Origin of the sequence: Bacillus sp. SA1-12 (assembly GCF_000981385.1) — a bacterium.
Lineage (GTDB): Bacteria > Bacillota > Bacilli > Bacillales > Bacillaceae > Metabacillus.
In genome coordinates this window covers 50,782-75,815 of the sequence record NZ_LATZ01000004.1, presented here as the reverse complement: position 1 = coordinate 75,815, position 25,034 = coordinate 50,782, and the positions used below count along the sequence as shown (strand labels likewise).

Sequence of the window (25,034 nt, the reverse complement as noted above, 5' to 3'; positions counted from 1 at the left end):
CTGTTTTTGATAATATAGAAATAGATATAAGTAGTGGTAGGGAGTACAACATGTTGATTAAATCAAATAAATTTAAAGTAGCTGGACTATTTGCAGGATTTATCTTACTTCTATTTTTAATGTGTGGAAGTCTTATTTACGGCTATACGGACACAAACTGGGGGATGGTGTATAAAGCTTTTACTCAGTTTAATGGATCAAATGAACATCTTATCATTCAAAATGTTCGACTGCCAAGAGCATTAATAGCGGCAGTTGTTGGTGCAAGTCTGGCGATTGCTGGAGCCATTATGCAAGCATTAACGAAAAACCCTCTAGCATCACCGAGTGTTTTTGGAATCAACGCAGGTGCAGGATTTTTTATTGTTGTTGCCGTTTCCTTATTTTACGTTGATTCCTTACAAGCCTATACATGGATCGCGTTTGCTGGAGCTGCTTTAACAGCCTTTTTAGTTTATTTTATTGGTTCCTTCGGAAGAGAAGGGCTGACACCAATGAAGTTAACTTTAGCAGGAGCTGCAATGGCTGCATTATTTTCTTCATTAACACAGGGGCTTCTTGTAGTAAATGAATCAGCTTTTGATCAAGTCCTATTTTGGTTGGCCGGTTCCATCCAAGGCCGAAAAATGGAGAGCCTGACGACCGTGTTGCCTTATGTAGGAACAGCGATCATCCTAAGTATGTTTTTGACGAAAAAAATCAATGTCCTTACAATGGGCGAGGATGTGGCAAAGGGGTTAGGACAGCGTACAGGGACTGTAAAGCTTCTTGCAGCCATTATCGTAATCGTGCTTGGCGGGGGTTCTGTTGCAGTAGCTGGACCTATTGCATTTATTGGAATTGTCATTCCGCATTTTTCAAGGTTTTTAGTCGGAAACGATTATCGCTGGATTCTTCCATATTGTCTCGTGTTAGGCGGGTCGCTTTTAGTATTAGCGGATATTTTAGCAAGATATATCATCATGCCTGAAGAGGTTCCGGTAGGAGTTATGACAGCCTTTATTGGAACTCCCTTTTTCGTTTACATTGCACGCAGGGGGTTCGGACAAAAATGAAAAAATATTTAAAACTCCGGATTGGCTCAGATAAACTTTCATTTTTAATTGATAAAAAAGCACTTATTACATCTGTTATTTTACTTATTCTTGTCTGTACAATCTTTCTTGTCAGTACCGGGATGGGAGAAGTCATGATCAGTCCGCTTAATGTATTGAAAACGCTCATTGGTTATGGCACAGACATGGAGAATTTATTTGTTTTTTCATTCCGTTTACCGAGGATTCTGGTGGCATTATTAGTTGGAATTTGCTTAGCAGCTGCAGGCGCCATCCTGCAGGGACTAATCAGAAATCCGCTGGCCTCGCCGGATATTATTGGTATTACAGGAGGAGGATCAGTAGCTGTAGTTGTTTTCCTGATGTTATTCAGCGATAAAAACAATGCTTTGACTGTCAGTATTGAATGGATGCCTGTTGCAGCCTTTTTAGGTGCTACCATTTTAGGACTGCTTGTCTATCTCTTGTCCTGGAAAAATGGTTCATCCTCAATCAGACTTGTCCTGATTGGAATTGGCTTATCCATGCTTACCCAATCGTTAACAACTCTTTTTATGATCAAAGGGCCGATTTATCAAGCTGCACAAGCAAATGTATGGATTACAGGAACAGTATATGCAGCTACTTGGGAACAGGTTCGTGTTATGCTGCCAGTTGTTCTCGTTTTATTGGTTATTTGTATAATCTCGGTGCGAAATGTGAATATCCAGGAGCTTGGTGATGAGCTGGCAACAGGTGTTGGGAGTGCTGTTCAAAGAAACCGTCTTTTCCTTCTGATTTTAAGCACAGCCCTAACAGGTATTGCGGTAGCATTTGCAGGTGCTATCGGATTTGTCGGATTAATGGCCCCGCATATTGGCAGAAGGCTTGTCGGATCCTCTTATGGCTCATTATTGCCTGTATCAGCGCTGATTGGAGCGATACTGGTGATGGTCGCAGATTTAATCGGGAGAACTTTATTTTCTCCGCTGGAAGTTCCTGCCGGCGTGTTTACCGCAGCAATCGGGGCACCATATTTTATATATTTATTATTTAAGACGCGTAATACTTAAAAGCGGAAGCGCCTTGAGCAGCCCCGACAAGCATAAGACGCTCATGAATAGAAGGTGTACTTTACCTTCAATTCATGAGTGGCTTATGACCTCGAGGGGCTAGGCGCTGGAGTTGGATACAAAATTATAAAAGCGGAAGCGCCTTGGTGCTGCCATGCTAAGACTAGAATGAATTGAAAAGCTTTAAGAGCTTTTGATAAAAGGAGTGGTTTACTATGCATGCAATTGAAACAAATACCCTCACACTTTCATACGGCGATTCGATCATTATCAATGAATTAGATGTGAAAATTCCCAAAGGAGAAATAACCGTTTTTATTGGCAGTAACGGCTGTGGTAAGTCAACATTGCTTCGCTCCATTGCTAGGCTGCTAAAGCCGAAGGAAGGCTCAGTGTTACTTGAAGGAAACGCGATTGCAAAATTGCCGACTAAGGAAGTGGCGAAGCAGCTTGCCATCTTGCCGCAAGGCCCTGTTGCTCCTGAAGGTTTAACTGTACTGCAGCTAGTAAAGCAGGGAAGATACCCTTATCAAAGCTGGTTAAAGCAATGGACGAAGGAAGATGAAGAGGCTGTAATGAGTGCCCTTGAAGCAACTGGAATGGAGGCTTTTGCAGAAAGACCTGTTGATTCATTATCCGGCGGTCAAAGGCAGCGAGCGTGGATTGCCATGACATTAGCACAGAAAACAGATATTATTTTGCTTGATGAACCAACAACCTATCTTGATATGACACATCAAATTGAAATTTTAGATTTACTTTTTGAATTAAATGAACGTGAAAAACGCACCATTGTCATGGTATTGCATGACCTGAATTTAGCTTGCAGGTATGCACATAATCTTGTTGCCTTAAAAGACAAAAAAATTTATGCTCAAGGCCGGCCTGAGGAAGTCATCAACTGCAGCTTAGTTCAACATGTTTTTCAAATGAATTGTGAAGTAACCGTTGATCCGCTATTTGGAACTCCGTTATGCATACCGCACGGAAAGGGCAGATGCATTGTGAAAGAAGTAGGGGTTGTAAATGCATAAATTAACTGATATCGAGATTGCTGCGCTAAAAAAGTATCGCTTAAGCACAGAAGAAGCTGCACCATATGAAACCATCAAAGGCTTAGACTTGTTAAAAGATGATTTGATGAAGCGGATATTTAATAAAAAGCTTCAAGAAAAGCTAAATAGCGATAAACAAAATGTTATTGGTTCAATGCTTGTAAAAAGATATGCGTTTATTGCTGCTTTAGTGTTATATTCGATGAGCGTATTTGATAAAGGAATAAACAGCAGCATTGACAAAGTTTCCTTGCAAACGGATGAAAACGATCCTTTATGGCTCCCAAGCTTTAACTTTGGAAACCTTGAAGTCACTATTCCTCATTCTGATCGGGCAGAATGGAGAGCTGAAGTCGTTCAAACTTTGTTTTTAGAAAACATTGCTAAAGTCGTATCATCAATTTCCAGCCAAACAAAGATTGCTAAATCAGTGCTTTGGGAAAATGTTTCCGTCTATATCTTTTGGATGTATGAAACCTTATTAAAAGATGACAGCCTTTCTAATGAAAAATATTTAAAGGTTCAAGAGGATTTTCATTATGTTGTAATCGATGCTCCTCCAGCATCTTTCGGGGTAAAGACACGTAATCCGCTATCTCAATTTTATCAGCCAAAACAGAATGATGTCCGAATGAGAAAAACATGCTGCTTGTTTTATGTAACCTCGACGAACGGTGACCGTTGTACAACATGCCCGATTGAATGCAGAAAAGCCTTCATTAAGGAGGATGCAAAAAATGGATAAGGAGCTCGCAGAAAAGTTTGAAGGTCTAGTTGAAAAATATACAGAATTATTATTAGGTGAAGCATCGGATGAGCTGACTGAAAAGGTAAAAATGTGGGCGTTGTATACCCATATTGCAAAATCGATGCCGCCATTGGCAAAGCATTGGAATACAACCTATCCTGATGCCAAAAATGAATTAAAAATGTTGATTAACGAAATAAAAGCTCTTAATGAAAAACATCGTGAATCAGCTAATAACGAATAAAAAACCTCAGCTTTGATGAAAAAGCTGAGGTTTTTTCGAGTGGATAAGAAGAGTATAAATTCGATCTTAGTGTCAGTGTCCAGCTCCAAAGCTATCTATTCATGGCAACTTATTTGCTCTGTGCTGACCAAGGCGCTTTTCTTATTGAGAAACGCCACCGTACGGTGATTGTTGTCCTATATAATTTGAAAATTGCTGATAGGATTGTTGAAGTTTTTGGGTATCTGCTGCTTCAAGTGAATACCAGCCATTTTTGAACATAAGATTGTAAAGGTCCCGCTGTGCTTGTTGTGTTTCATTGGTAATAGTTAAGATATCTTGATATAAAGCTTGATGGCTAGCCTCATTAAGAGCTGTTGAGTAGGAACCTGTCATATATTTTTCTGTTGATAATAAATCGTTAACGAAATCACGATCATTCATTTGTGAATTTTTTTGTACCTGTGTTGCAGGGTTTTGTATTTTAGATTGATTGTTATCCATGTCTTTCACTCCTTTATTGAAGCTGGGAACCTGATTGAGGTTGTTGTCCAGATTGAAGATGGGTTAGGATTTTTTGATAATGCTGATGATGCATTTGACCAACTTGATCCAGTTGAGCTTTGATTTCTTGATCCTGGCATTGGGATGCAAAAAAATGAGCCTTTTTCATCGCTAATAGATTCCAAGAAAGCATATCTGTCAAATAAAGCTGATCTTTTGTTGTCACTACCGCAGGCGGCTGCTGCATGATCCCTTGTGACTGCTGCATATTTTGTTGTTGCATCATGTACCCTCCTAAGAACATATTTTCACACATATCGTTCCACCTAAAACAGGAATTATACACAATCTTTCACCTGAGGACATATTGATAAGATAGGCAGAATACAGTCATTAGTAAGACATTTTACCTAAAAAAATAATCGCTCTTTATGTCGTATCATGGTATTAGCATCGGTATAAAAACGCTTGAGGAGGGTTTTATGATGGAACAGCTTCTGCGAAACTCTTTTATGTTTTTATCCAAAAATAGAATGATAACGAAATTAGCTAAAAAATATGGTTTAAAGTTCGGAGCGGCAAGGTTTGTAGCTGGTGAAAACATTGATTCGGCCATAAAGGTTATTAAGGACTTGAACCAAAAAGGCCTGGATGTAACGCTGGATTATTTAGGGGAATTTATTGAAGATGAACAAGAAGCCAATGAAATGGCTGATCATTGCATAGAGGCAATTGAAACAATTGCCAAACAACAGCTAAAGTCACAGCTTTCTCTGAAGTTAACCTCCATGGGATTGGACATTTCAGATGAAGTAGTATTAAAGAATATGAGGCGCATTTTAACAGCAGCTAAGCACCATGAAGTGTTTGTCACAATTGATATGGAGGATTATTCAAGATGTGAAAAGTCCCTTATTTTATTTAAACAACTAAAACAGGAATTTAACAATGTAGGTACCGTTCTTCAAGCATATCTTTACCGTACAGGCAAGGATATTGAAGAACTAAAGAAGTTTCAGCCGAATTTGCGGCTTGTCAAGGGAGCATATAAAGAATCCTCAAAGGTAGCGTTTCCGGAGAAAAAAGCAGTGGATAAAAATTTCAAGCAGATCATAAAGGCACATATACTAAATGGGAACTTCACAGCGATTGCCACTCATGATGATGCGATCATCGACTATACTAAAAGGCTGGTAAAAATGCATAAAATACCGAATAAGCAATATGAATTCCAAATGCTTTACGGTATCCGTCCGGAAAAACAACTTGAACTCGTAAAAGAAGGATACAGTATGCGTGTATATGTACCATATGGGACCGATTGGTATGGCTATTTTATGAGAAGGCTCGCAGAACGACCAGCAAATGTTGCGTTTGTGTTAAAGGGGATTTTTAAGAAATAGGTGATTGGGCACTATGGTGTTTGGAGCAGAAATTGTGAGACACTATGGGAAACAAAAACCAAGAGCTGAAATCAACAGACAAATAAGCAAAAGTAAGGAGAGGTATCTTATGAGACACTCTCCTCGTGTACCTTAAAACTGATCATTCCCCATATTATCTTGTTTGTATTGTTGGTTTTGACTCGTGCGTTTACCGCCGCCGGTCTTTTCATTAGTAGGACCTGCATTGCCCTTGACACTTGCAGCACTAACACCTGCTTTGGAAGGATTCTTTTTTAAACGTGCCATCAATTATCACCTCCTAATTATATAGCCTTTCCAAAGTAGAAATCGATTATTTCGAAAAAAAAGTGCTATACGTATTGAAGAAATTTTCAAAATCTTTTATATTAAGGGTAGAGGAATATATTTGCAATGAATTTTTTTTGGAGGAAAAATGAATGAGCATTCATTCAAATGGAGGGGAAGAAGCATGATCCAACGAATTAGAAAGGCTGCCGTATTAGGTTCTGGGGTAATGGGTTCAGGTATTGCAGCACATTTGGCGAATATTGGCATCCCAGTACTGCTATTGGATATCGTGCCGCGCGAATTGGATGAAGGGGAAATCAAAAAGGGATTAACATTAGCAGATAAGACTGTGCGAAACCGAATTGCTCAAACAGCGATTCAAAAGCTGTTTAAGCACAAGCCGGCTCCATTAACTGTAACCGAAAATTCTTCTCTCATTGAGGCAGGAAATCTTGAAGATGATCTGAATCGACTTGCTGAAGTAGATTGGATCATTGAGGTTGTTGTTGAGAATTTAGCAGTAAAACAAAAGGTTTTTGCTGAAGTTGATAAACATAGAAAAGCAGGGAGCATTGTTAGCTCAAATACATCAGGAATATCTGTAGATGCAATGATTGAAGGGCGATCAGAGGATTTTAAAAAGCATTTTCTTGGAACTCATTTCTTCAATCCGCCGCGTTACTTAAAACTATTAGAAATCATTCCGACTAAGAGTACAGATGAACATGTTTTATCGTTTATGAAGTTATTTGGTGAAGATGTTTTAGGAAAAGGTGTTGTAATTGCAAAGGACACACCTAATTTTATTGCAAACCGTATTGGTACGTACGGTTTATTAGTAACAGTTCAACAGCTCATGAAGGAAGGCTACAGTGTCGGGGAGGTTGACTCTGTTACTGGACCGTTGATTGGCAGACCGAAAAGTGCAACTTTCCGAACTCTTGATGTCGTTGGCCTGGATACTTTTGCCCATGTGGCCAAAAATGTCTTTGACCAAGTGGAAGGAAGGGAAAAAGAGGTTTTTGAACTTCCGGGATTCTTGCAGAAAATGCTTGATAATGGTTGGCTTGGAAGCAAAAGCGGGCAGGGCTTTTATAAAAAGGAAGGAAAGGAAATTTTCGAATTAAATCCAGAAACGCTTGAATATGAACAAAGAAAGAAGCTTTCGACTCCTTCAATTGAAATGGCAAAGCAGGCTAAGGGATTAACAAATAAATTGAAAGCGCTTATCTATTCAAATGACCGTGCGGGAACTCTTTTACAAAATATTACTATACCTACACTCATCTATTCTGCAGACCTTCTTGGAAACATTGCAGATGATATCGTTTCGATTGATCGTGCGATGAAATGGGGCTTTGGCTGGGAAGCAGGACCGTTTGAGCTTTGGGATGCTATTGGGCTTGAAAAATCAATTGAATTATTCGAAGCTCGCGGCTTTCACGTTCCGGACTGGGTAAAAGAAATGGTTGCGAAAGGATTTGAGACATTCTATCGCAAGGAAAATGGGATTCTTTTCTTTTATAACAACGGTGAATATCGCCAATTGCTTCAAAATCCCAAGGTCATTGATTTAAACACACATAAAGAAGTACATGGAGTCATCAAGAAAAACAGTGGAGCAAGTTTGCTTGATATCGGTGATGGTGTCGCTTTGCTTGAATTTCACTCAAAAAGCAATGCAATTGGTTTAGACATTATTCAAATGATAAATTTTTCTATCGATGAAGTTGAAAAAAATTACAAAGGGCTCGTGATTGGAAATCAGGGGAAAAACTTCTGTGTCGGAGCCAATCTTGGGTTAATCTTAATGGAAGCTCAAGATGATAACTATTTCGAAATTGATATGGTTATTCATCAATTCCAACAAGCTATGATGAAAATTAAATATAGTAAAAAGCCGGTTGTTGCAGCACCATTTGGCATGACGCTTGGCGGCGGTGCAGAAATCTGCCTCCCAGCAAGCAGCATCCAGGCTTCAAGTGAAACCTATATGGGTTTGGTTGAGGTTGGCGTTGGCTTAATTCCAGGTGGCGGGGGGAATAAAGAGCTTTACATCAAGCAGTTAAACAGCATGCCTAGAGGTGTTGAGTTTGATTTACAATCTGTTGCAAATAAAGTGTTCGAAACAATTGCAATGGCCAAGGTTTCTACCTCAGCAGCAGAAGCAAGAAAGAATCGATTGTTGAATGCTAATGACAGAATTAGTGTAAATGGTGATCACTTACTATTCGATGCAAAGCAAAGAGTCATTGAACTCTATGATAACGGATATCAGCCTCCTATTAGAAAGAAAGTACCTGTCGTAGGAGAAACCGGTTATGCAACATTATTGCTTGGTGCCCAATCAATGTACTTGTCAGGTTACATTTCAGATCATGATTTAAAAATTGCAAAGAAGCTTGCCTATGTGATTGCAGGAGGAAAGGTTCCATTTGGAACAGAAGTGGATGAACAATACCTGTTAAATTTAGAAAAAGAAGCCTTTTTAAGTTTAGTAGCGGAAGGAAAATCTCAGCAACGTATGCAGCATATGCTTGTGAAAGGAAAACCGTTAAGAAATTAACGTTCTGTTTTTTGAGTAACTCGGTCTTTGTTGTCCTAAATACACAAAAGCTTGCGAAAACAGCCGTTGAATAATAGATCGCAAAGGGAGGCGTGAATGAATGCGCGAAGCTGTCATTGTAGCAGGTGCAAGAACACCTGTTGGAAAAGCAAAAAAAGGGTCATTAGCAAATATGCGGCCAGATGACCTCGGTGCATTGGTTGTAAAAGAAACGTTAAAACGAGCAGGAGATTACAAGGGGAATATTGACGATTTAATCATTGGCTGTGCCATGCCTGAGGCTGAGCAAGGACTGAATATGGCAAGAAACATTGGAGCGCTTGCAGGTCTTCCATATACAGTGCCGGCGATTACGATCAATCGTTACTGTTCATCGGGATTGCAAAGCATCGCATATGGAGCAGAGAAGATCATGTTAGGTCATGCGGATACAGCAATTGCCGGCGGTGCTGAATCAATGAGTCTTGTCCCAATGATGGGGCATGTCGTAAGACCGAATGTACAATTAGCTGAGAATGCACCAGAGTACTATATGGGAATGGGGCATACGGCAGAACAGGTCGCACAAAAATATGGCATTTCCCGTGAAGAGCAGGATGCCTTTGCAGTAAGGAGTCATCAAAGGGCGGCTAATGCCATTAAGAATAGAAGATTTGCTGAGGAAATTGTTCCGGTAGATGTTCCGGTAAGAACAGTTGGAGCGGACCATAAACTTAAAGAGAAGATTACTCCTTTTATTCAAGATGAAGGGGTACGAGAAAATACGACAATTGAAGTGTTAGCAACGCTTCGACCGGCGTTTTCTGCAAAGGGTTCTGTAACGGCAGGCAACTCATCACAAACAAGTGATGGAGCTGCAGCAGTGATGATAATGGACAGAGAAAAAGCAGAATCAGAAGGGTTAACACCGATGGCCAAGTTTCGCTCATTTGCTGTAGCAGGTGTGCCGCCAGAAATAATGGGAATCGGGCCAGTTGCTGCAGTGCCATTAGCTTTGAAATATGCTGGATTAGGACTAGAAGATATCGGGCTATTTGAATTAAATGAAGCTTTTGCTTCCCAATCGATCCAGGTAATCCGTGAGCTAGGACTAGATGAGGAAAAAGTAAATGTTAACGGAGGTGCGATTGCACTTGGACATCCGCTCGGCTGCTCTGGTACAAAATTAACACTCTCGCTTATTCACGAAATGAAACGGAGAAATGAACAATTTGGGGTTGTTACCATGTGTATTGGCGGAGGTATGGGTGCTGCAGGGGTATTTGAATTAATCTAAGTGAGGCTCTTAGATTTTATCCTAGTCTTAATGGGCAAGGAAACCCACAACATCAAGATTCTAGTGTAGCTAAGAAAATAAGTGGGAGATAACGGCACGTAAAGATTCTGCGAGGGATTGTTGTCTATACAGGGGAGACGTAAGGATTTTTCGGACGATGCGTATTAATTAGAGCTAACCATCATGGGGATAAGAGTACTCCCAATGATGAAGTCTCACTTATAGAAACCTAAAGTATTTGAAAAATGCTAAAAATGGGGGAATTTTTCATGGTAAAAGCAACGGATGCAGTGATCAAAGGCGGCAGTTTCCTTATTGAGGATCTTCCGTATGACCGTTTATTTACACCTGAGGATTTTACTGATGAACATAAAATGATTGCCAAGACAACTGAGGACTTTGTCGTAAATGAAGTGTTACCGGATCTTGAGGATATTGAACATCATCAATTTGATAAATCTGTAAAATTATTAAAGCAAGCTGGTGAACTTGGTCTTTTAGGTGCAGATGTTCCTGAGGAATATGGTGGATTAGGGTTAGATAAAATCAGCTCAGCTTTGATTACAGAAAAGTTTTCAAGAGCTGGGAGCTTCTCATTATCCTATGGAGCACATGTCGGAATTGGCTCACTTCCAATCGTGTTATTTGGTAATGTAGAACAGAAGCAAAAGTATTTGCCAGGTCTTGCTTCTGGGGAAAAACTTGCCGCTTATGCACTTACTGAACCAAATTCAGGTTCAGATGCCCTTGGAGCAAGAACCACAGCAAGGCTAAACGCTGAGGGAACTCATTATGTACTTAATGGTGAGAAGCAATGGATTACAAACTCAGCCTTTGCTGATGTTTTTATTGTCTATGCTAAAGTCGATGGTGAGCATTTTTCGGCATTTATCGTTGAAAGGGAATATTCGGGGGTATCGACTGGACCGGAAGAAAAGAAAATGGGGATAAAGGGCTCCTCAACGAGAACACTTATTTTAGAGGATGCTCTAGTGCCGAAGGAAAACTTATTAGGTGAGCTTGGTAAAGGTCATGTTATTGCTTTTAATATCTTAAATATCGGCCGCTACAAATTAGCTGTAGGCACAATTGGGGGGTGTAAACGGGTCATTGATCTTTCTGTTCAATATGCAAACCAACGCCAGCAATTTAAAACACCAATTTCCCGTTTCTCGCTGATTCAAGAAAAGCTGGCGAATATGGCAATCAAAACTTATGCAATGGAAAGCTCGGTATATCGGACAGTTGGGCTGTTTGAGGACCGAATGAGCCGTCTAACTGATGAGCAATTAAAAGATGGAAAAGAAGTAGCTGCCGCTGTTGCTGAATATGCAATTGAATGCTCGCTTAATAAAGTGTTTGGTTCTGAAGCCCTTGATTATGTTGTCGATGAAGGTGTTCAAATTCACGGCGGATATGGTTTCATGGCAGAATATGAGGTCGAAAGGATTTATCGCGATTCACGGATTAATAGAATTTTTGAAGGAACGAACGAAATTAACCGTTTATTAGTACCTGGAACTTATTTACGAAAAGCCATGAAGGGTGAGCTTCCTCTGTTCCAAAAGGCTCAAAGCTTACAAGAGGAGCTTTTGATGCTAATGCCTGAGGAGGTACGCGAGGGGACACTCGAGCAAGAAAAATACCTATTGAGAAATGCTAAGAAAATCGGAATTCTCATTGCTGGATTGGCAGCGCAAAAGTTTGGAAAAGACCTGCAGAAGGAACAAGAAATTCTCGTTAATATAGCGGATATCATAAGCAATGTTTATGCCATGGAATCGGCCATTCTACGAACAGAAAAGGCAATTGCAGCAACTGGTGAAGAGAAAAGTAAACAAAAATTACTCTATACACAAGTATATTGTCAGGAAGCTTTTAATGAAATTGAGGCTGATGCCAAAGAATCATTAATTGCTGCGGAGTCAGGAGATGCATTACGCATGATGTTGTCCGCATTACGCAAATTTACTCGACATACGCCAATCAATGTAATCGCGAAAAAACGCGAAATTGCGGCATCATTGATTGATAAAAATGCTTATTTATCATAAGCAAAGAGGCTGTTAAAAACAGCCTCTTTTTCATATTAAATAATAGAAACTAGAAAATCACTAATTAGGCTTGTATGACTTGATATGATAAGATAAAGTTAAATCAAATAAAAAGAGTAGGTGGTGAGAGGTATGGCTTTAAAATTTTATTGGTATCCTAAATGTGGTACTTGCCGTAAAGCAAAGAAATGGCTGGAAGAACATAATATTGCTTTCAATGAAATACATATCGTTGAAAATCCACCAAGCAAGGACGAGCTGGCGTCTTTCTATAAAAAAAGTGGATTGGAACTAAAAAAATTCTTTAACACAAGCGGTCAAAAATATCGGGAGCTTGGCTTAAAGGATAATCTGGATTCAATGTCAGAGGAAAAAATGCTTAAGCTGTTGGCATCTGATGGCATGTTAATTAAGCGGCCAATTGCTGCTGGTGAAGATGCCGTTACTGTTGGGTTTAAAGAAGAGCAATATGCCGAAATCTGGGGATCTTAATAGATAATTCTTGCATAGTTTGCTACAAACTGGTACAACATTATTGAATAACTCAAAAAAAGAAACTGGATTACTTAAAAATGAACGAATGCTGGAGGTAAAGAACATGAACACACCTAAAGAACTGCGTTATTCTGAGGAACATGAGTGGGTAAAGGTTGAAGGAGATAAGGTTCGCATTGGTATTACTGACTTTGCACAATCAGAGCTTGGTGATATCGTATTCGTTGAATTGCCACAAGTTGGTGACGAAATCCAAGCGGACGAGCCATTTGGCAGTGTTGAGTCTGTGAAAACTGTTTCTGAACTTTATGCGCCAATCAGCGGTAAGGTTGTAGAAATTAACGAAGATCTTGATGATAGCCCGGAATTTGTTAATGAATCACCATATGAAAAAGCGTGGATGATTGTTATTGAACCAGCAAATGTAGCTGACGTTGAGAATTTAATGACAGCTGAACAATATGTAGAAATGACAAATGAAGACTAATTAGCATGATAACATGATTTATGGACACCCTACAAATAGATAAGGAGGGTGTCCATATGTCTTTTGAGAAACAACGTTTAGATATTACGGATCGAGTCATAGGAAAATTTGCTGAAGGACAATTGAATCTTTATCTTGAAGAGGAAAAAATTGGCCAAATGGTATCGGAAAATAACTTTGATTTAAAGGCAGGCTATGAATTTCAAAAGAGCCGTTTTTACCAGCTTTCAGATGTTGTGACAGGTTCAGACCAGAAGTATGTTGACTGTGATGATGAGAATGGCTGGTGTTAAAGCAGTGGATCACTCCACTGCTCTTTTTTAAAGCAAAGGAAGCAGGTAGCTTTTATACTTTGTGTGGGTATTGTTGTCCAGTTCTGAAGCACAGGATGTGCAAGTGCTGCCTCTTTGAGAGGAAGTACATGCTATTTCTCTTCCAGCAATAAAGCAGTAATGAACATCCCTCCGCCTGACGAAAAGTCAACATCAACACTCGCGTTCTTTATAAAAAGAGCAGGAATAGAAGGCTTTTTTACCTTTACTTCCTCATTGGATTGACTTGTTGGGCTAGAATGCCGCAATGTCACAAGGGAGATCGCTTCCCCTTTCTTTAATTAAAAGGTCGTTTCTTTCAAACGTTTTTTCTAATCAAGTTTTATTAAGCTAAAAGATTAAATTTGAGAAAAAACATTTAATAAAAAGGAAACAACCTCGACAAATCGAATAGTTTATAGAAAAGACTTTACTATAAAAACAGGTGATGTTTATGTCGTTAGTTGAGGTTGAAAAGGTATTAATCGTTGAAGGTAAATCAGATAAGAAGAAAGTGCTTAATGTTTTAAATGAACCAATCGAAATTATCTGTACAAATGGAACGATAAGCGTGGCAAAACTTGATGAGTTAATCGATGAATTATTTTTAAAGGATGTATATATTTTAGTTGATTCTGATGATGCAGGTGATCGCCTGCGCAAGCAATTTAAAAGAGAATTACCAGAAGCATCACATCTTTATATTGATAGAGCCTACCGTGAAGTAGCGACAGCGCCAGATCATCATGTTGCATCTGTGTTATTAAGTGCGAATATTGATGTGAATGCAAAATATCTATAGAAAGGGTATTATTTTTTTAGTTATGGTTGAATGGGAAAAAAAGCAGCTTATGATCCAAAACGAGGGCCTTGTGCTTTTGTACTTATATACCCCTATGTGTGGGACATGTCAAGTAGCAAAACGGATGTTAACAGTCATTGATGAATTATTGCCATCCATAGTGATTCACTCCGTAAACCTTAATTACTTTCCAAATGAGGCAAAAGAGTTGGAAATCGAAAGTGTGCCATGCTTACTTATATATAATGACGGCAAGGAGATGGAAAGGGTATATGCCTTCCAATCTGTAAGCTATCTACATGAATTAATTAAGCAATATGTACACTGATCTGACATATTTCTTGGGAAATAGTTACGAACTCGCATGAAATGAATAAAATAGGCAGAAACTGTCGACTTATTTTTAAAGGATTCTTCCGTTATTCAATGAAGTTAGTAAATAGCTTGGTTGAAATCGGGAGGTTTTTTTATGTTTATGACTACGTTTATTGCTAATTTTAATAAGGCTCAGTTTTTAGCCCCACTTCTTTTGAATCAAACTCTTTTATTAGAAATAAAACCTCATCATGAAAATAGCATTTACATTGAATTATCATCAAATGGTGCTAAAACATTATTCTATCCCCCTAATCATATCGACTTCCTCATAGAAGGTGAAAGTCAGGACCTAGAAGAGGTTTTATTAAACCATGTCAGTTTAAAACAATTGATTGCGTTTGGAAAAGTAACGATTAAAGGATCTTATCGTGATTTTTTAAAGTTTGATGCGATCATTAAGCTTAGCGCTTGCTGATAATCCTTGAAAATTCATCTTGGAATCGCTTACCATATAGATATAGAATATTCAAAATTTTCGATCGAGAGACAAAACCTATTAGTGAGATAAAGAATAAGGAGGAAAACAGATGGAGGAGAAGAAATATCGGCCAGAGACGATTACAATTCATGGGGGATTAAAGAGAGATACGATGACTGGTGCAAGATCTGCCCCAATTTATCAATCAAATGCATATTTATTTGAGAATACAGATCACGCAGCAAATCTTTTTGGATTAAAAGAACCAGGATATATTTATACTCGTATCCATAACCCAACAGCAACTGTCTTTGAAGAAAGAATTGCCCTGCTTGAAGGCGGGGTAGGAAGCTTAGCTGTTTCCAGCGGAATGGCAGCAATAACCCTTTCCATTTTAAATATTGCTGGGGCAGGAGATGAAATTGTTTCTGCTTCAACATTATACGGTGGAACCTACAATCTTTTTGCTAATACATTGCCTAAGTATGGAATCAAAACAGTATTTGTTGATCCAAAGAACCCTGAAAATTTCCGATCTGCTATTACTCCTAATACAAAAGCCATTTTCGCTGAAACGATCGGAAATCCAAGCTTAGATGTGCTGGATATTGAGGCAGCAGCGAAAATTGCGCATGAATCAGGGGTACCCTTAATCGTTGATAATACATTTGCAACGCCTTTCCTTTGCAAGCCGATTGAACATGGAGCAGATATCGTTGTGCACTCCGCAACAAAATGGCTGCTTGGAAATGGGACAACTCTTGGAGGGGTCATCATTGATGGCGGAAAGTTTGATTGGAATAACCCTAGGTTTCCTGGATTTACAACTCCAGACCCAAGCTACCATGATTTAGTGTATGCTGAAGCACTGGGCGAACAAGCATTTATTATTAAGGCTCGTGTACAATTGTTAAGGGACTTAGGTCCAGCAATTAGTCCATATAACGCATTTCAATTCAGTTTAGGTTTAGAAACACTACACATTCGGATGAAAGAACATGTTGCAAACGCACGAAAAATCGTTAAGTACTTAGAAAAACATCCAGCTGTTAAATGGGTGTTATATCCGGAACATTCAAATCATCCAGCAAAGAATTTGGCTGCTAAATATTTACCGGAAGGCGCCGGTTCGGTCGTTGTATTTGGAATTAAAGGCGGCCGTGAAGCAGGAGCAGCAGTTATTAATCATGTTGAATTATGGTCACATGTGGCAAACGTAGGGGATGCCAAAAGCCTAATCATTCATCCTGCCAGCACTACACACCAACAGCTAAGCGCAGAGGAACTAAAAGCATCCGGTGTGGCTGAAGATTTGATTCGCTTATCAGTTGGTATTGAACATATTCAAGATATCATTGAAGATCTTGATCAAGCGATTTATAAAGCAACAGGTGTTAAAGGATTGGAACTGCTTCAATCATAAATAGTATTAGAGGGGATGGCTTAGAAGATCTAGGTTATCCTTTTTTTATTTTAAGGAATATTCAATGAACGAAGTAACGGTGTTTAGCTTCAGTGCCTGCATCCTGTAGGTGCTAGAAGAAATGGAATTTAACGCAAAGAACGAACGCTTTTTATTCCATTTCGTCTTATTTGCCTAAGGCTGAGTAAGGAGCTTCTGTTTTTCTAAAATAGTTTAGTAGTAAATTAATTTATTGGTAGTTAAGGAGAATTTGTTGACATCCTTTTAAAGCGCATGATACAATCACAAACGTATTTAAAGCTCACTTGAAATTAATGAAAAACTTTTATTATATAATTTGATCTCTTATCAAGAGAGGTGGAGGGAAGTGCCCTATGAAGCCCGGCAACCATCAACACTGTTGAAATGGTGCCAATTCACGCAAAGCTAAAGCTTTGGAAGATGAGAGAAAGGACATTTGTTATGCCTTTCTGCTCATTTAGCAGAAGGGTTTTTTACTTATCTTGCCTTACATGATTTTTTAAAAGTTTAAGCAAGTAAAACTATTTGTTCTTAGTCTTGATGTCTAGTTCCAGCGCCATGTTCGCAAGTCTGGCCACTTAGGATTGAAGGCAAAAAACGACTTCTATTTTAAGTGCCTTATGCTTGCAGGAATGGTCCAGGCGCTTGTGCTTTTTCATGATCGGTGAGATTTTATGAATCGAAAGAAGGTGACACTATGATTACATTAAAGAATGTAAAGAAGGTTTATCAAACAAAGTCAGGTAATGTAACGGCTGTAAATAATGTGAATTTATCGATAGATAAAGGAGAAATCTTCGGAATTATCGGTTACAGTGGAGCGGGAAAAAGTTCTTTAATTCGATTGCTGAATGGCTTGGAAAAACCAACAAGCGGTGAGATCAACGTTGCAGGCAGCCGAATTGACTCGATTGGCGGGGCGAAATTACGTAAAGCACGCTTGGAAATTAGCATGATTTTTCAACATTTCAATTTATTGTGGTCACGAACTGTGAGAGAGAATATTGCTTTTCCGTTAGAAATTGCTGGCGTAAAGAAAGCAGAGCGCTTAAAACGTGTTGATGAGCTGATTAAGCTTGTAGGGTTAGAAGGCCGTGAAAATGCATACCCTTCACAATTAAGCGGCGGTCAAAAGCAGCGTGTAGGAATCGCTAGGGCGTTAGCCAATAATCCGAAGGTATTGCTATGTGATGAGGCGACTTCTGCACTTGATCCGCAGACGACTGATTCCATCTTAGATTTGCTTGTTGATATTAACAAAAGATTAGGTCTTACGATTGTATTGATTACCCATGAAATGCATGTTATTAGAAAGATTTGCCACCGTGTAGCGGTAATGGAAAATGGAAATGTTGTTGAGGAAGGAAATGTACTTGAAGTATTCAAGAATCCTAAACAACCAATTACAAAACGTTTTGTCAAACAAGTCACGGAACCAGAAGAGACAAACGAAGTGGTCGCCCATTTATTAGAACTATATCCAAAAGGAAAGGTTATTCAATTAACCTTTGTTGGCGAATCAGCTGAACAGCCATTGATTACAAACTTAATCAGAAAGTTTAATCTTGATGTTAATATTTTGCAAGGGAAAATTTCGCAAACACAAGGCGGCTCATATGGAAGTTTGTTTATCCATTTAGATGGAGATGAAGAAGAGCTCAGTAAGGCTTTAGAATATATTTATCATCAACAAATTGAGGTGGAGGTGATTGCAAATGCTTGAACAGCTTCTACCTGAAGTGGATTGGGAAAAGGTATTGGAAGCCACGAATGAGACCATTTATATGACGGGCATATCTGTCGTGGCAACATTCTTATTAGGAATTATCCTAGGATTATTGTTATTTTTGACAGCTAAGGGAAATATATGGGAAAACAAGTTTATCAACGCAATTGTAGCAGGGATCGTCAATATTTTCCGATCTATTCCCTTTATTATCTTAATTATTTTATTACTGCCATTTACAAAAATAGTGGTAGGAACAATATTAGGTGCAAATGCAGCCTTACCTGCGTTAATCATCGGAGCGGCGCCATTTTATGCACGTATGGTTGAGATAGCATTACGTGAAATCGATAAAGGTGTTATTGAGGCAGCTAAATCGATGGGGGCTAAAACAAGCACGATCATCTGGAAGGTTCTTCTTCCAGAGTCAATGCCAGCGCTGGTTTCTGGTATTACTGTAACAGCCATTGCATTAATTGGATATACGGCAATGGCAGGGGCAATCGGTGCCGGCGGCTTAGGAAATCTGGCCTTTTTGGAAGGATTTAACCGCGGCAATAATCAGGTTACATTAGTAGCAACTGTTATTATTTTAATCTTTGTGTTTATTATCCAATTTATTGGGGATATCATAACTAAATCTATTGATAAACGATAGGAGGAAAAAGAATGAAAAAATCTTTATTAGCAATCATACTTGCTATTTTCACAACAGCACTAGCTGCTTGCGGCGGTGCAGCACAAGAAGATGGATCAGGTTCAGAGGGAGATACTAAAACATTAAAAGTGGGTGCATCACCTGTACCGCATGTTGAAATTTTAGAAGAAGCACAACCTTTATTAGAAGAAAAAGGTATTGAATTAGAAATTGTTGAGTTCACTGATTATGTTTTACCTAATAAAGCATTAGCTGAAGAAGATCTTGATGCAAACTATTTCCAACATGAGCCATACTTACAGTCCCAAATGGCTGACAATGATTACAAATTTGTTAATGCCGGCGGAGTACACATTGAACCAATTGGTGTTTATTCAAAACGTCACAAATCTTTAGAGGATCTTCCGAATGGAGCAAAGATCATCATGAGTAACTCTGTTGCAGACCACGGCCGCATGCTTTCAATGTTAGAGGAAAAAGGCTTGATTAAGTTAAAAGAAGGCGTAAATAAAACGGAAGCTACTATTGAAGATATTGCAGAAAATCCAAAAAACCTAGTGTTTGAAGCTGATATTGAAGCACCAATGCTTACAAAAGCATATGAAAATGATGAAGCAGATGCATTTTTAATTAACGGTAACTACGCTTTAGAAGCAGACTTAAACCCGGCAGAAGATGCTATTGCTCTTGAATCACCAGAAAACAACCCATATGTAAACCTAATTGTTGTTCGTGAAGGTGACGAAAACAGAGAAGAAATTAAAACACTTGTTGAAGTATTACAATCTAAAGAAATTCAAGAGTTTATTAAAACGAAATATAAAGGCTCAGTTATCTCCGCTGCACAAGGAGAATAATTAGAGTAAAGCTGACAGCATCGATGAATATGCTGTCAGCTTTTTTCATTTACACAGTGATTTATTCATAAATTTCACGGAATAAATTAGTATGTAGGAATGGTTCAAAAAACGAGAGTGGGATCAATTCTATGTAAGTGTAGGGCAAAAAAATTAGCAAGTGGTTTAATCCCAATACAGATTCACTTTCCATCCGCACATTATCAAACAAACTATCTTTACACTTTTCCTTTTTACTCAGTATACTTTTTCCTTCGTATAGCATACTAACCGTGAAAAATTGCTGAATGGAGCTGATAATAAAATGGAGCATACTCATGAACCAAGAAATACAACAGAAGCTGCTTTACTTGAATTTAAAACTGGAGTAGGAACCTTTACACAAAAAATGCCGGAAATAGCTCATCATTATAATGCGTTTACAGAGGCTTGCTTTAAAGAAGGGGTTTTATCACAAAAGCAAAAGCATTTAATTGCCTTAGGAATTAGCATACAATGTCAGGATGAATATTGTATGATTTACCATACAAAAGGATGCTTAGATCATGGTGCGAGTGAAGAGGAAATTTTAGAAGCTATTGGTGTTACAGCTGCCTTTGGCGGTGGTGCCGCTATGAGTCAAGCGGTCACCTTAGTTCAGGAATGTATAACAGATCTCAATCAATTAAAACAATAGCTTTTCTATTGTAAGATTTTGAACCAGAATAGCGGTAAAAAGATCTAAGGTTGAGTAATTCAAAGGATCAATGAGGGAATGTGCGAAAAAAACACCTATTTTTGCATAATGGTTGATAAAGAAACTCAAAACATTGTCACATTATCTTACGGACTTTGAATTGTGGGAAAATTCTTGATAAAGTTTTTATGTAAATAAAAATTGAAGGGATTGGTTATTATCCACTCGAGTCAGGAACTACTTGACCTCAACTACACGTCCGAAATGGAAAAAGCGATGTATCACGCACATGGTATTGGGTATGCTGAGTACTCTAGAAAATTAGCGAGACGTATGGATGTAGAAATCAGTCGTGAAGAGGATCATCGGAAAAGTCAGCTGCTATTTGCCGGTCTTGATAGACGAATGAAAAAATAAATGTAATGAACATTAGAAGAATCAGTCATTCAAGGCTGATTCTTTTTCGCATTTTGTATCATTTATCAGCAGATCACTTTTACATGAAACCCGGCATCTCTTTCAAGAACGGAGAATGTTTTTTTTAGAAAAGTAAAAACTAATCTAGGTGATGAAAGGTAGATTCGCGGGTAAAGATGTTATATAGTAGAAAATGGCTCATTTCTCACTCTTTGTACATAGAATGTGAATGTTTAACCAAGTTAATCTTTCGCATTTTGACATATTTCGAGTGAATTCCTAAAAGGTTGTGTTCACTTTTAATTTGTTATAAGATAAGAATGAGAATAAACTGAGAATCAGGAAACTTTATATATTATGGAGGTATAGTTATGGCAGGTTCTACATTAATCATTAAAGATTTACACGTAGAGATCGATGGAAAAGAAATTCTTAAAGGTGTAAATCTCGAAATAAAAGGCGGAGAGTTCCACGCAATCATGGGACCGAACGGTACGGGTAAATCAACTTTATCATCAGCAATCATGGGTCATCCAAAGTATGAAGTGACGAAAGGAAGCATTACCTTGGATGGCGAAGATGTACTTGAAATGGAAGTAGATGAGCGTGCACGTGCAGGTCTGTTCTTAGCGATGCAATATCCAAGTGAAATTAGCGGTGTAACAAACGCAGACTTTTTACGGTCAGCAATTAACGCACGTCGTGAGGAAGGCGATGAAATTTCTTTAATGAAATTTATTCGCAAAATGGATGCAAATATGGAAGAGCTTGAAATGGACCAAGATATGGCACAGCGTTATTTAAATGAAGGGTTTTCAGGCGGGGAGAAAAAACGTAATGAAATCCTTCAATTAATGATGATCGAGCCAAAAATTGCAATCCTTGATGAAATTGATTCCGGACTTGATATCGATGCCCTTAAGGTTGTAGCAAAAGGTATCAATAAAATGCGCAGCGAAGAGTTTGGCTGCTTAATGATTACACACTACCAACGCTTATTAAACTACATTACACCTGACAAAGTACATGTTATGATGCAAGGCCGTGTTGTAAAATCAGGCGGACCTGAGCTGGCACAACGTTTAGAAGCAGAAGGATATGACTGGATTAAACAAGAACTAGGTATTGAAGACGAAACTGTTGGGCAAGAAGCTTAAGCGTAAGGGGGAGTAATGAGACATGGAAACAAAAACGTATAATCAGGACTATGTCACAAGCTTTTCAAAACAGCTTGGTGAACCGGACTGGCTTACTGATCTTCGCTTACAAGCTCTTGCTAAATTAGAGGATCTTCCAATGCCAAGACCGGATAAAACAAAAATTGATAAATGGAACTTTACAAACTTCAAGGAGCATACTGTTCCTGGAAAAGAATTAAGTTCTTTGAATGAGCTGCATGAAGAAGTAAAAGCATTAATTGACATTGAGTCAGCTACTAAGAACTTATATGTTCAAATTAATAATACAGCTTCATTCACTTCTTTATCTGATGAATTAAAAGATAAAGGTGTTATTTTAACGAATATCCATACTGCAGCAAAAGAGCATTCTGAATTGGTTCAAAAATACTTTATGAAAGACGGCGTAAAGGTTGACGAGCATCGTTTAACAGCATTACATGCTGCTCTAGTAAATGGCGGTGTTTTTGTGTATGTACCTAAAAATGTAGAAGTAACAGAACCAATCCAAGCCGTATTTGTCCATGACAATCCAGAAGCTAATATTTTCAATCATGTCATTGTTGTAGCAGAAGACAACAGCTCTGTTACGTATGTTGAGAACTATATTTCAACTGTAGAAAATGTTGAGGGAATTTTCAACATCGTTTCCGAGGTATTTGCTAATTCAAATGCAAAGGTAACATATGGTGCAGTTGATACCCTTGCAAAAGGAATCACAACTTATGTGAACCGCCGTGGTGTTGCTGGCCGTGACGCTCGTATCGAGTGGGCGTTAGGGTTAATGAATGACGGAGATACAATTTCTGAAAATGTGACAAATTTAGTTGGCGATGGCTCTTTCGGTGATACAAAATCAGTTGTTGTCGGCCGCGGGGAGCAAAAGCAAAACTTTACTACAAAAGTTGTCCATTTTGGCAAACACTCTGAAGGCTATATCCTAAAGCACGGTGTTATGAAAGATAGTGCATCATCTATTTTTAACGGGATCGGAAAAATCGAGCATGGTGCTTCTAAATCAAATGCCGAGCAGGAATCACGCGTGTTAATGCTAAGTGAAAAAGCTCGCGGTGATGCAAACCCGATTTTATTAATTGATGAGGACGATGTAACAGCAGGCCATGCTGCATCAGTCGGCCGTGTTGATCCAATTCAGCTTTATTATTTAATGAGCCGCGGTATTCCAAAGGTAGAGGCAGAGCGCCTGGTTATCCACGGATTCTTAGCGCCAGTTGTAAATGAACTTCCAATTGAAGGCGTAAAAAAACAATTGGTAAATGTGATTGAAAGGAAAGTTCAATAATGAATATCAAAGATATTCGTTCACATTTTCCGATTTTGGATCAGCAGGTTAACGGGAAAGACCTTGTTTATTTAGATAGTGCTGCTACTTCACAAAAGCCATTAGCTGTTATCGAAGCATTATCTACCTATTATCGTGAATATAATTCAAATGTTCACCGTGGTGTGCATACGTTAGGCACAAAAGCAACAGATGGTTATGAAGGAGCGCGTGAAAAGGTAAGGAGATTTATTGGGGCAAAATCGACTCAAGAAATTATTTTTACCCGCGGTGCAACTACAGCCTTAAATATGGTAGCACAAAGCTATGGATTAACAAAAGTTCGCGAAGGCGACGAAATTGTTATTACGTATATGGAGCATCACGCAAATGTTATTCCTTGGCAACAGGTAGCAAAAGCGACAGGTGCAACCTTGAAATATATTCCTTTACAAGAGAATGGCACGATCGATCTAAAAGATGTTGAAGAGACGGTTACCGAAAATACGAAAATTGTTTCGGTAATGCAAGTTTCAAACGTCCTTGGCACGATTAATCCGATTAAGGAAATTGCCAAGATTGCTCATAAGAATGGAGCAATCATGGTGGTGGATGGTGCCCAAAGCACGCCGCATATGAAAATTGATGTTCAAGATTTAGATTGTGACTTTTTTGCTTTTTCAGGACATAAAATGTGTGCTCCTACAGGAATTGGTGTTCTGTATGGCAAAAAAGAGCTTCTGGAAAACATGGAACCTGTAGAATTTGGCGGTGAAATGATTGACTTTGTTGGGTTATACGAGTCATCATGGAAAGAGCTCCCTTGGAAGTTTGAAGCAGGAACGCCAATTATCGCTGGAGCCATTGGTCTTGCGGCGGCAATTGATTTTTTTGAGCAAATCGGCTTAGAAAACATTGAAGCACATGAGCATAAATTAGCTCAATATGCTTTAGAAAAACTAAGTGAAGTAGAAGGCATTACCATTTACGGACCGAAACATCGAGCAGGTTTAGTAACATTTAATATAGAGGATGTACACCCGCATGATGTTGCAACAGTATTAGATGCTGAAGGAATCGCTGTTCGGGCAGGTCACCATTGTGCACAGCCGCTTATGAAATGGTTGAAGGTTTCTGCAACAGCAAGAGCTAGTTTTTACCTGTATAATACTGAGGAAGAAGTTGATAAATTAGTAGCAGGTATAATTAAAACAAAGGAGTACTTCAGTAATGTCTAATCATATTAATCTTGATACCTTATACCGCCAAGTGATTATGGATCATTATAAAAACCCTAGAAATAAAGGGGTACTTGAGGATAGTCTAACAATTGATATGAATAACCCGACATGTGGAGATCGTATCCGTTTGACGCTTGATGTTGAGGATAATGTTGTAAAAGATGCTAAATTTGAAGGAGAAGGCTGCTCCATTTCAATGTCATCTGCATCTATGATGACCCAAGCAATTAAAGGAAAAACGGTTGACACAGCGTTGAAGCTTTCGGAAATCTTTTCGAATATGATGTTAGGGAAAGAGTATGAAGACGATATTGACTTAGGTGATATCGAGGCATTACAGGGTGTAGCGAAATTTCCTGCACGCATTAAATGTGCCACATTAGCGTGGAAAGCTATGGAAAAGGGCGTTAATCACAACAAGGAATAAACGAAATGTA

At 38.7% G+C, this 25,034-nt stretch carries 29 protein-coding genes and 1 riboswitch; of the genes, 25 read left to right on the top strand and 4 right to left on the bottom strand.

All coding sequences use genetic code 11. The features are described from left to right. Positions 1–50 precede the first annotated feature (50 nt). From WQ54_RS03910 to WQ54_RS03890, 5 genes are all read left to right on the top strand, one after another. The gene (locus WQ54_RS03910) at positions 51–1,055 is read left to right on the top strand and encodes an iron ABC transporter permease (RefSeq protein ID WP_046512427.1); all 1,005 of its coding nucleotides are present in this window, start codon (positions 51–53) and stop codon (positions 1,053–1,055) included. Continuing rightward, the gene (locus tag WQ54_RS03905) at positions 1,052–2,107 is read left to right on the top strand and encodes an iron chelate uptake ABC transporter family permease subunit (protein WP_046512426.1); all 1,056 of its coding nucleotides are present in this window, start codon (positions 1,052–1,054) and stop codon (positions 2,105–2,107) included. Before WQ54_RS03910 ends, WQ54_RS03905 begins: the two co-directional genes overlap by 4 nt. A 215-nt stretch (positions 2,108–2,322) precedes the next feature. After that, the gene (locus tag WQ54_RS03900) at positions 2,323–3,141 is read left to right on the top strand and encodes an ABC transporter ATP-binding protein (protein WP_046512423.1); all 819 of its coding nucleotides are present in this window, start codon (positions 2,323–2,325) and stop codon (positions 3,139–3,141) included. Next, positions 3,134–3,907, top strand: a complete 774-nt coding sequence (locus tag WQ54_RS03895; RefSeq protein ID WP_046512420.1) for an IucA/IucC family C-terminal-domain containing protein — start codon at positions 3,134–3,136, stop codon at positions 3,905–3,907. Before WQ54_RS03900 ends, WQ54_RS03895 begins: the two co-directional genes overlap by 8 nt. Further along, positions 3,900–4,154 carry a YusU family protein gene (locus WQ54_RS03890; RefSeq protein ID WP_046512416.1) on the top strand — a complete coding sequence of 85 codons (255 nt, stop codon included), beginning with the start codon at positions 3,900–3,902 and terminating at the stop codon, positions 4,152–4,154. The genes WQ54_RS03895 and WQ54_RS03890 overlap by 8 nt, the downstream gene beginning before the upstream one ends. A 141-nt stretch (positions 4,155–4,295) precedes the next feature. Here the strand turns inward: WQ54_RS03890 and WQ54_RS03885 are convergent, their stop codons facing one another. Both WQ54_RS03885 and WQ54_RS03880 read right to left on the bottom strand, forming a co-directional pair. Further along, a complete protein-coding gene (locus WQ54_RS03885) occupies positions 4,296–4,637 on the bottom strand; it encodes a spore coat protein (RefSeq protein WP_046512415.1) in 342 nt (113 codons plus the stop codon). A 13-nt stretch (positions 4,638–4,650) separates the two neighbouring features. Next, complete coding sequence (locus WQ54_RS03880) at positions 4,651–4,923, bottom strand: hypothetical protein (RefSeq protein ID WP_197089530.1); 273 nt, start codon at positions 4,921–4,923, stop codon at positions 4,651–4,653. Between the two features lie 199 nt (positions 4,924–5,122). On the opposite strand from WQ54_RS03880, the gene WQ54_RS03875 reads away from it, so the two are divergent. After that, complete coding sequence (locus WQ54_RS03875) at positions 5,123–6,040, top strand: proline dehydrogenase family protein (protein WP_046512410.1); 918 nt, start codon at positions 5,123–5,125, stop codon at positions 6,038–6,040. Positions 6,041–6,172: 132 nt separating this feature from the next. Here WQ54_RS03875 and WQ54_RS32390 read toward each other — a convergent pair whose 3' ends face one another. After that, positions 6,173–6,328: a YuzL family protein gene (locus tag WQ54_RS32390; protein ID WP_084821814.1), complete on the bottom strand. Its 156-nt coding sequence runs from the start codon at positions 6,326–6,328 to the stop codon at positions 6,173–6,175. A gap of 187 nt (positions 6,329–6,515) precedes the next feature. Here WQ54_RS32390 and WQ54_RS03870 point away from each other — a divergent pair, with 187 nt between their 5' ends. From WQ54_RS03870 to WQ54_RS03845, 6 genes are all read left to right on the top strand, one after another. After that, entirely contained in the window at positions 6,516–8,897 is a 2,382-nt protein-coding gene (locus WQ54_RS03870) for a 3-hydroxyacyl-CoA dehydrogenase/enoyl-CoA hydratase family protein (protein WP_197089539.1), read from the top strand. Between the two features lie 100 nt (positions 8,898–8,997). After that, positions 8,998–10,173: an acetyl-CoA C-acetyltransferase gene (locus WQ54_RS03865; RefSeq protein WP_046512405.1), complete on the top strand. Its 1,176-nt coding sequence runs from the start codon at positions 8,998–9,000 to the stop codon at positions 10,171–10,173. A gap of 269 nt (positions 10,174–10,442) precedes the next feature. After that, on the top strand, positions 10,443–12,227 hold the full coding sequence (locus tag WQ54_RS03860) for an acyl-CoA dehydrogenase family protein (protein WP_046512403.1): 1,785 nt from the start codon (positions 10,443–10,445) through the stop codon (positions 12,225–12,227). Between the two features lie 132 nt (positions 12,228–12,359). After that, the gene (locus tag WQ54_RS03855) at positions 12,360–12,719 is read left to right on the top strand and encodes an arsenate reductase family protein (RefSeq protein ID WP_046512400.1); all 360 of its coding nucleotides are present in this window, start codon (positions 12,360–12,362) and stop codon (positions 12,717–12,719) included. A gap of 106 nt (positions 12,720–12,825) precedes the next feature. After that, the gene (gcvH, locus tag WQ54_RS03850) at positions 12,826–13,209 is read left to right on the top strand and encodes a glycine cleavage system protein GcvH (RefSeq protein WP_046512398.1); all 384 of its coding nucleotides are present in this window, start codon (positions 12,826–12,828) and stop codon (positions 13,207–13,209) included. A 56-nt stretch (positions 13,210–13,265) separates the two neighbouring features. Beyond that, positions 13,266–13,502 (top strand): YusG family protein, encoded by a 237-nt coding sequence (locus WQ54_RS03845; protein WP_046512396.1) that lies wholly within the window; start codon positions 13,266–13,268, stop codon positions 13,500–13,502. A 131-nt stretch (positions 13,503–13,633) separates the two neighbouring features. Here WQ54_RS03845 and WQ54_RS33375 read toward each other — a convergent pair whose 3' ends face one another. Then, positions 13,634–13,795: a hypothetical protein gene (locus tag WQ54_RS33375; protein WP_156177684.1), complete on the bottom strand. Its 162-nt coding sequence runs from the start codon at positions 13,793–13,795 to the stop codon at positions 13,634–13,636. 179 nt (positions 13,796–13,974) lie between these two features. On the opposite strand from WQ54_RS33375, the gene WQ54_RS03840 reads away from it, so the two are divergent. The 13 genes from WQ54_RS03840 to sufU all read left to right on the top strand — a co-directional run bounded on the left by WQ54_RS03840 (position 13,975) and on the right by sufU (position 25,024). Further along, positions 13,975–14,322, top strand: coding sequence for a toprim domain-containing protein (locus tag WQ54_RS03840; RefSeq protein WP_046512393.1), 348 nt, complete (start codon positions 13,975–13,977; stop codon positions 14,320–14,322). A gap of 22 nt (positions 14,323–14,344) precedes the next feature. Further along, a complete protein-coding gene (locus WQ54_RS03835) occupies positions 14,345–14,650 on the top strand; it encodes a thioredoxin family protein (RefSeq protein ID WP_046512751.1) in 306 nt (101 codons plus the stop codon). Positions 14,651–14,791: 141 nt separating this feature from the next. Continuing rightward, positions 14,792–15,115 (top strand): SCP2 sterol-binding domain-containing protein, encoded by a 324-nt coding sequence (locus tag WQ54_RS03830; protein WP_046512392.1) that lies wholly within the window; start codon positions 14,792–14,794, stop codon positions 15,113–15,115. Positions 15,116–15,227: 112 nt separating this feature from the next. Beyond that, complete coding sequence (locus WQ54_RS03825) at positions 15,228–16,541, top strand: O-acetylhomoserine aminocarboxypropyltransferase/cysteine synthase family protein (RefSeq protein ID WP_046512389.1); 1,314 nt, start codon at positions 15,228–15,230, stop codon at positions 16,539–16,541. 342 nt (positions 16,542–16,883) lie between these two features. Next, a riboswitch (SAM riboswitch) is annotated at positions 16,884–16,989 on the top strand. 270 nt (positions 16,990–17,259) lie between these two features. Then, positions 17,260–18,285, top strand: coding sequence for a methionine ABC transporter ATP-binding protein (locus tag WQ54_RS03820; protein WP_046512386.1), 1,026 nt, complete (start codon positions 17,260–17,262; stop codon positions 18,283–18,285). After that, on the top strand, positions 18,278–18,946 hold the full coding sequence (locus WQ54_RS03815; RefSeq protein WP_046512383.1) for a methionine ABC transporter permease: 669 nt from the start codon (positions 18,278–18,280) through the stop codon (positions 18,944–18,946). Before WQ54_RS03820 ends, WQ54_RS03815 begins: the two co-directional genes overlap by 8 nt. An 11-nt stretch (positions 18,947–18,957) precedes the next feature. Continuing rightward, positions 18,958–19,803, top strand: a complete 846-nt coding sequence (locus WQ54_RS03810) for a MetQ/NlpA family ABC transporter substrate-binding protein (protein WP_046512380.1) — start codon at positions 18,958–18,960, stop codon at positions 19,801–19,803. Between the two features lie 304 nt (positions 19,804–20,107). Continuing rightward, entirely contained in the window at positions 20,108–20,479 is a 372-nt protein-coding gene (locus WQ54_RS03805; protein WP_046512377.1) for a carboxymuconolactone decarboxylase family protein, read from the top strand. 201 nt (positions 20,480–20,680) lie between these two features. Continuing rightward, on the top strand, positions 20,681–20,896 hold the full coding sequence (locus tag WQ54_RS33370) for a hypothetical protein (RefSeq protein WP_156177682.1): 216 nt from the start codon (positions 20,681–20,683) through the stop codon (positions 20,894–20,896). A 371-nt stretch (positions 20,897–21,267) separates the two neighbouring features. Next, positions 21,268–22,053, top strand: coding sequence for a Fe-S cluster assembly ATPase SufC (gene sufC / locus WQ54_RS03800; RefSeq protein WP_046512373.1), 786 nt, complete (start codon positions 21,268–21,270; stop codon positions 22,051–22,053). Positions 22,054–22,075: 22 nt separating this feature from the next. Beyond that, complete coding sequence (gene sufD / locus WQ54_RS03795; protein WP_046512371.1) at positions 22,076–23,377, top strand: Fe-S cluster assembly protein SufD; 1,302 nt, start codon at positions 22,076–22,078, stop codon at positions 23,375–23,377. Beyond that, positions 23,377–24,594 carry a cysteine desulfurase gene (locus tag WQ54_RS03790; RefSeq protein WP_046512368.1) on the top strand — a complete coding sequence of 406 codons (1,218 nt, stop codon included), beginning with the start codon at positions 23,377–23,379 and terminating at the stop codon, positions 24,592–24,594. The genes sufD and WQ54_RS03790 overlap by 1 nt, the downstream gene beginning before the upstream one ends. After that, the gene (gene sufU / locus WQ54_RS03785; RefSeq protein ID WP_046512365.1) at positions 24,587–25,024 is read left to right on the top strand and encodes a Fe-S cluster assembly sulfur transfer protein SufU; all 438 of its coding nucleotides are present in this window, start codon (positions 24,587–24,589) and stop codon (positions 25,022–25,024) included. Before WQ54_RS03790 ends, sufU begins: the two co-directional genes overlap by 8 nt. Positions 25,025–25,034: the final 10 nt, after the last annotated feature.

Excerpts from the sequence above, each read along its gene's own strand:
- WQ54_RS03910 (WP_046512427.1), top strand. The coding sequence starts at position 51 with ATGTTGATTAAATCAAATAAATTTAAAGTAGCTGGACTATTTGCAGGA.
- WQ54_RS03905 (WP_046512426.1), top strand. The coding sequence starts at position 1,052 with ATGAAAAAATATTTAAAACTCCGGATTGGCTCAGATAAACTTTCATTT.
- WQ54_RS03900 (WP_046512423.1), top strand. The coding sequence starts at position 2,323 with ATGCATGCAATTGAAACAAATACCCTCACACTTTCATACGGCGATTCG.
- WQ54_RS03895 (WP_046512420.1), top strand. The coding sequence starts at position 3,134 with ATGCATAAATTAACTGATATCGAGATTGCTGCGCTAAAAAAGTATCGC.
- WQ54_RS03890 (WP_046512416.1), top strand. The coding sequence starts at position 3,900 with ATGGATAAGGAGCTCGCAGAAAAGTTTGAAGGTCTAGTTGAAAAATAT.
- WQ54_RS03885 (WP_046512415.1), bottom strand. The coding sequence starts at position 4,637 with ATGGATAACAATCAATCTAAAATACAAAACCCTGCAACACAGGTACAA.
- WQ54_RS03880 (WP_197089530.1), bottom strand. The coding sequence starts at position 4,923 with ATGATGCAACAACAAAATATGCAGCAGTCACAAGGGATCATGCAGCAG.
- WQ54_RS03875 (WP_046512410.1), top strand. The coding sequence starts at position 5,123 with ATGGAACAGCTTCTGCGAAACTCTTTTATGTTTTTATCCAAAAATAGA.
- WQ54_RS32390 (WP_084821814.1), bottom strand. The coding sequence starts at position 6,328 with ATGGCACGTTTAAAAAAGAATCCTTCCAAAGCAGGTGTTAGTGCTGCA.
- WQ54_RS03865 (WP_046512405.1), top strand. The coding sequence starts at position 8,998 with ATGCGCGAAGCTGTCATTGTAGCAGGTGCAAGAACACCTGTTGGAAAA.
- WQ54_RS03860 (WP_046512403.1), top strand. The coding sequence starts at position 10,443 with ATGGTAAAAGCAACGGATGCAGTGATCAAAGGCGGCAGTTTCCTTATT.
- WQ54_RS03855 (WP_046512400.1), top strand. The coding sequence starts at position 12,360 with ATGGCTTTAAAATTTTATTGGTATCCTAAATGTGGTACTTGCCGTAAA.
- gcvH (WP_046512398.1), top strand. The coding sequence starts at position 12,826 with ATGAACACACCTAAAGAACTGCGTTATTCTGAGGAACATGAGTGGGTA.
- WQ54_RS03845 (WP_046512396.1), top strand. The coding sequence starts at position 13,266 with ATGTCTTTTGAGAAACAACGTTTAGATATTACGGATCGAGTCATAGGA.
- WQ54_RS03840 (WP_046512393.1), top strand. The coding sequence starts at position 13,975 with ATGTCGTTAGTTGAGGTTGAAAAGGTATTAATCGTTGAAGGTAAATCA.
- WQ54_RS03835 (WP_046512751.1), top strand. The coding sequence starts at position 14,345 with ATGGTTGAATGGGAAAAAAAGCAGCTTATGATCCAAAACGAGGGCCTT.
- WQ54_RS03830 (WP_046512392.1), top strand. The coding sequence starts at position 14,792 with ATGTTTATGACTACGTTTATTGCTAATTTTAATAAGGCTCAGTTTTTA.
- WQ54_RS03825 (WP_046512389.1), top strand. The coding sequence starts at position 15,228 with ATGGAGGAGAAGAAATATCGGCCAGAGACGATTACAATTCATGGGGGA.
- WQ54_RS03820 (WP_046512386.1), top strand. The coding sequence starts at position 17,260 with ATGATTACATTAAAGAATGTAAAGAAGGTTTATCAAACAAAGTCAGGT.
- WQ54_RS03815 (WP_046512383.1), top strand. The coding sequence starts at position 18,278 with ATGCTTGAACAGCTTCTACCTGAAGTGGATTGGGAAAAGGTATTGGAA.
- WQ54_RS03810 (WP_046512380.1), top strand. The coding sequence starts at position 18,958 with ATGAAAAAATCTTTATTAGCAATCATACTTGCTATTTTCACAACAGCA.
- WQ54_RS03805 (WP_046512377.1), top strand. The coding sequence starts at position 20,108 with ATGGAGCATACTCATGAACCAAGAAATACAACAGAAGCTGCTTTACTT.
- sufC (WP_046512373.1), top strand. The coding sequence starts at position 21,268 with ATGGCAGGTTCTACATTAATCATTAAAGATTTACACGTAGAGATCGAT.
- sufD (WP_046512371.1), top strand. The coding sequence starts at position 22,076 with ATGGAAACAAAAACGTATAATCAGGACTATGTCACAAGCTTTTCAAAA.
- WQ54_RS03790 (WP_046512368.1), top strand. The coding sequence starts at position 23,377 with ATGAATATCAAAGATATTCGTTCACATTTTCCGATTTTGGATCAGCAG.
- sufU (WP_046512365.1), top strand. The coding sequence starts at position 24,587 with ATGTCTAATCATATTAATCTTGATACCTTATACCGCCAAGTGATTATG.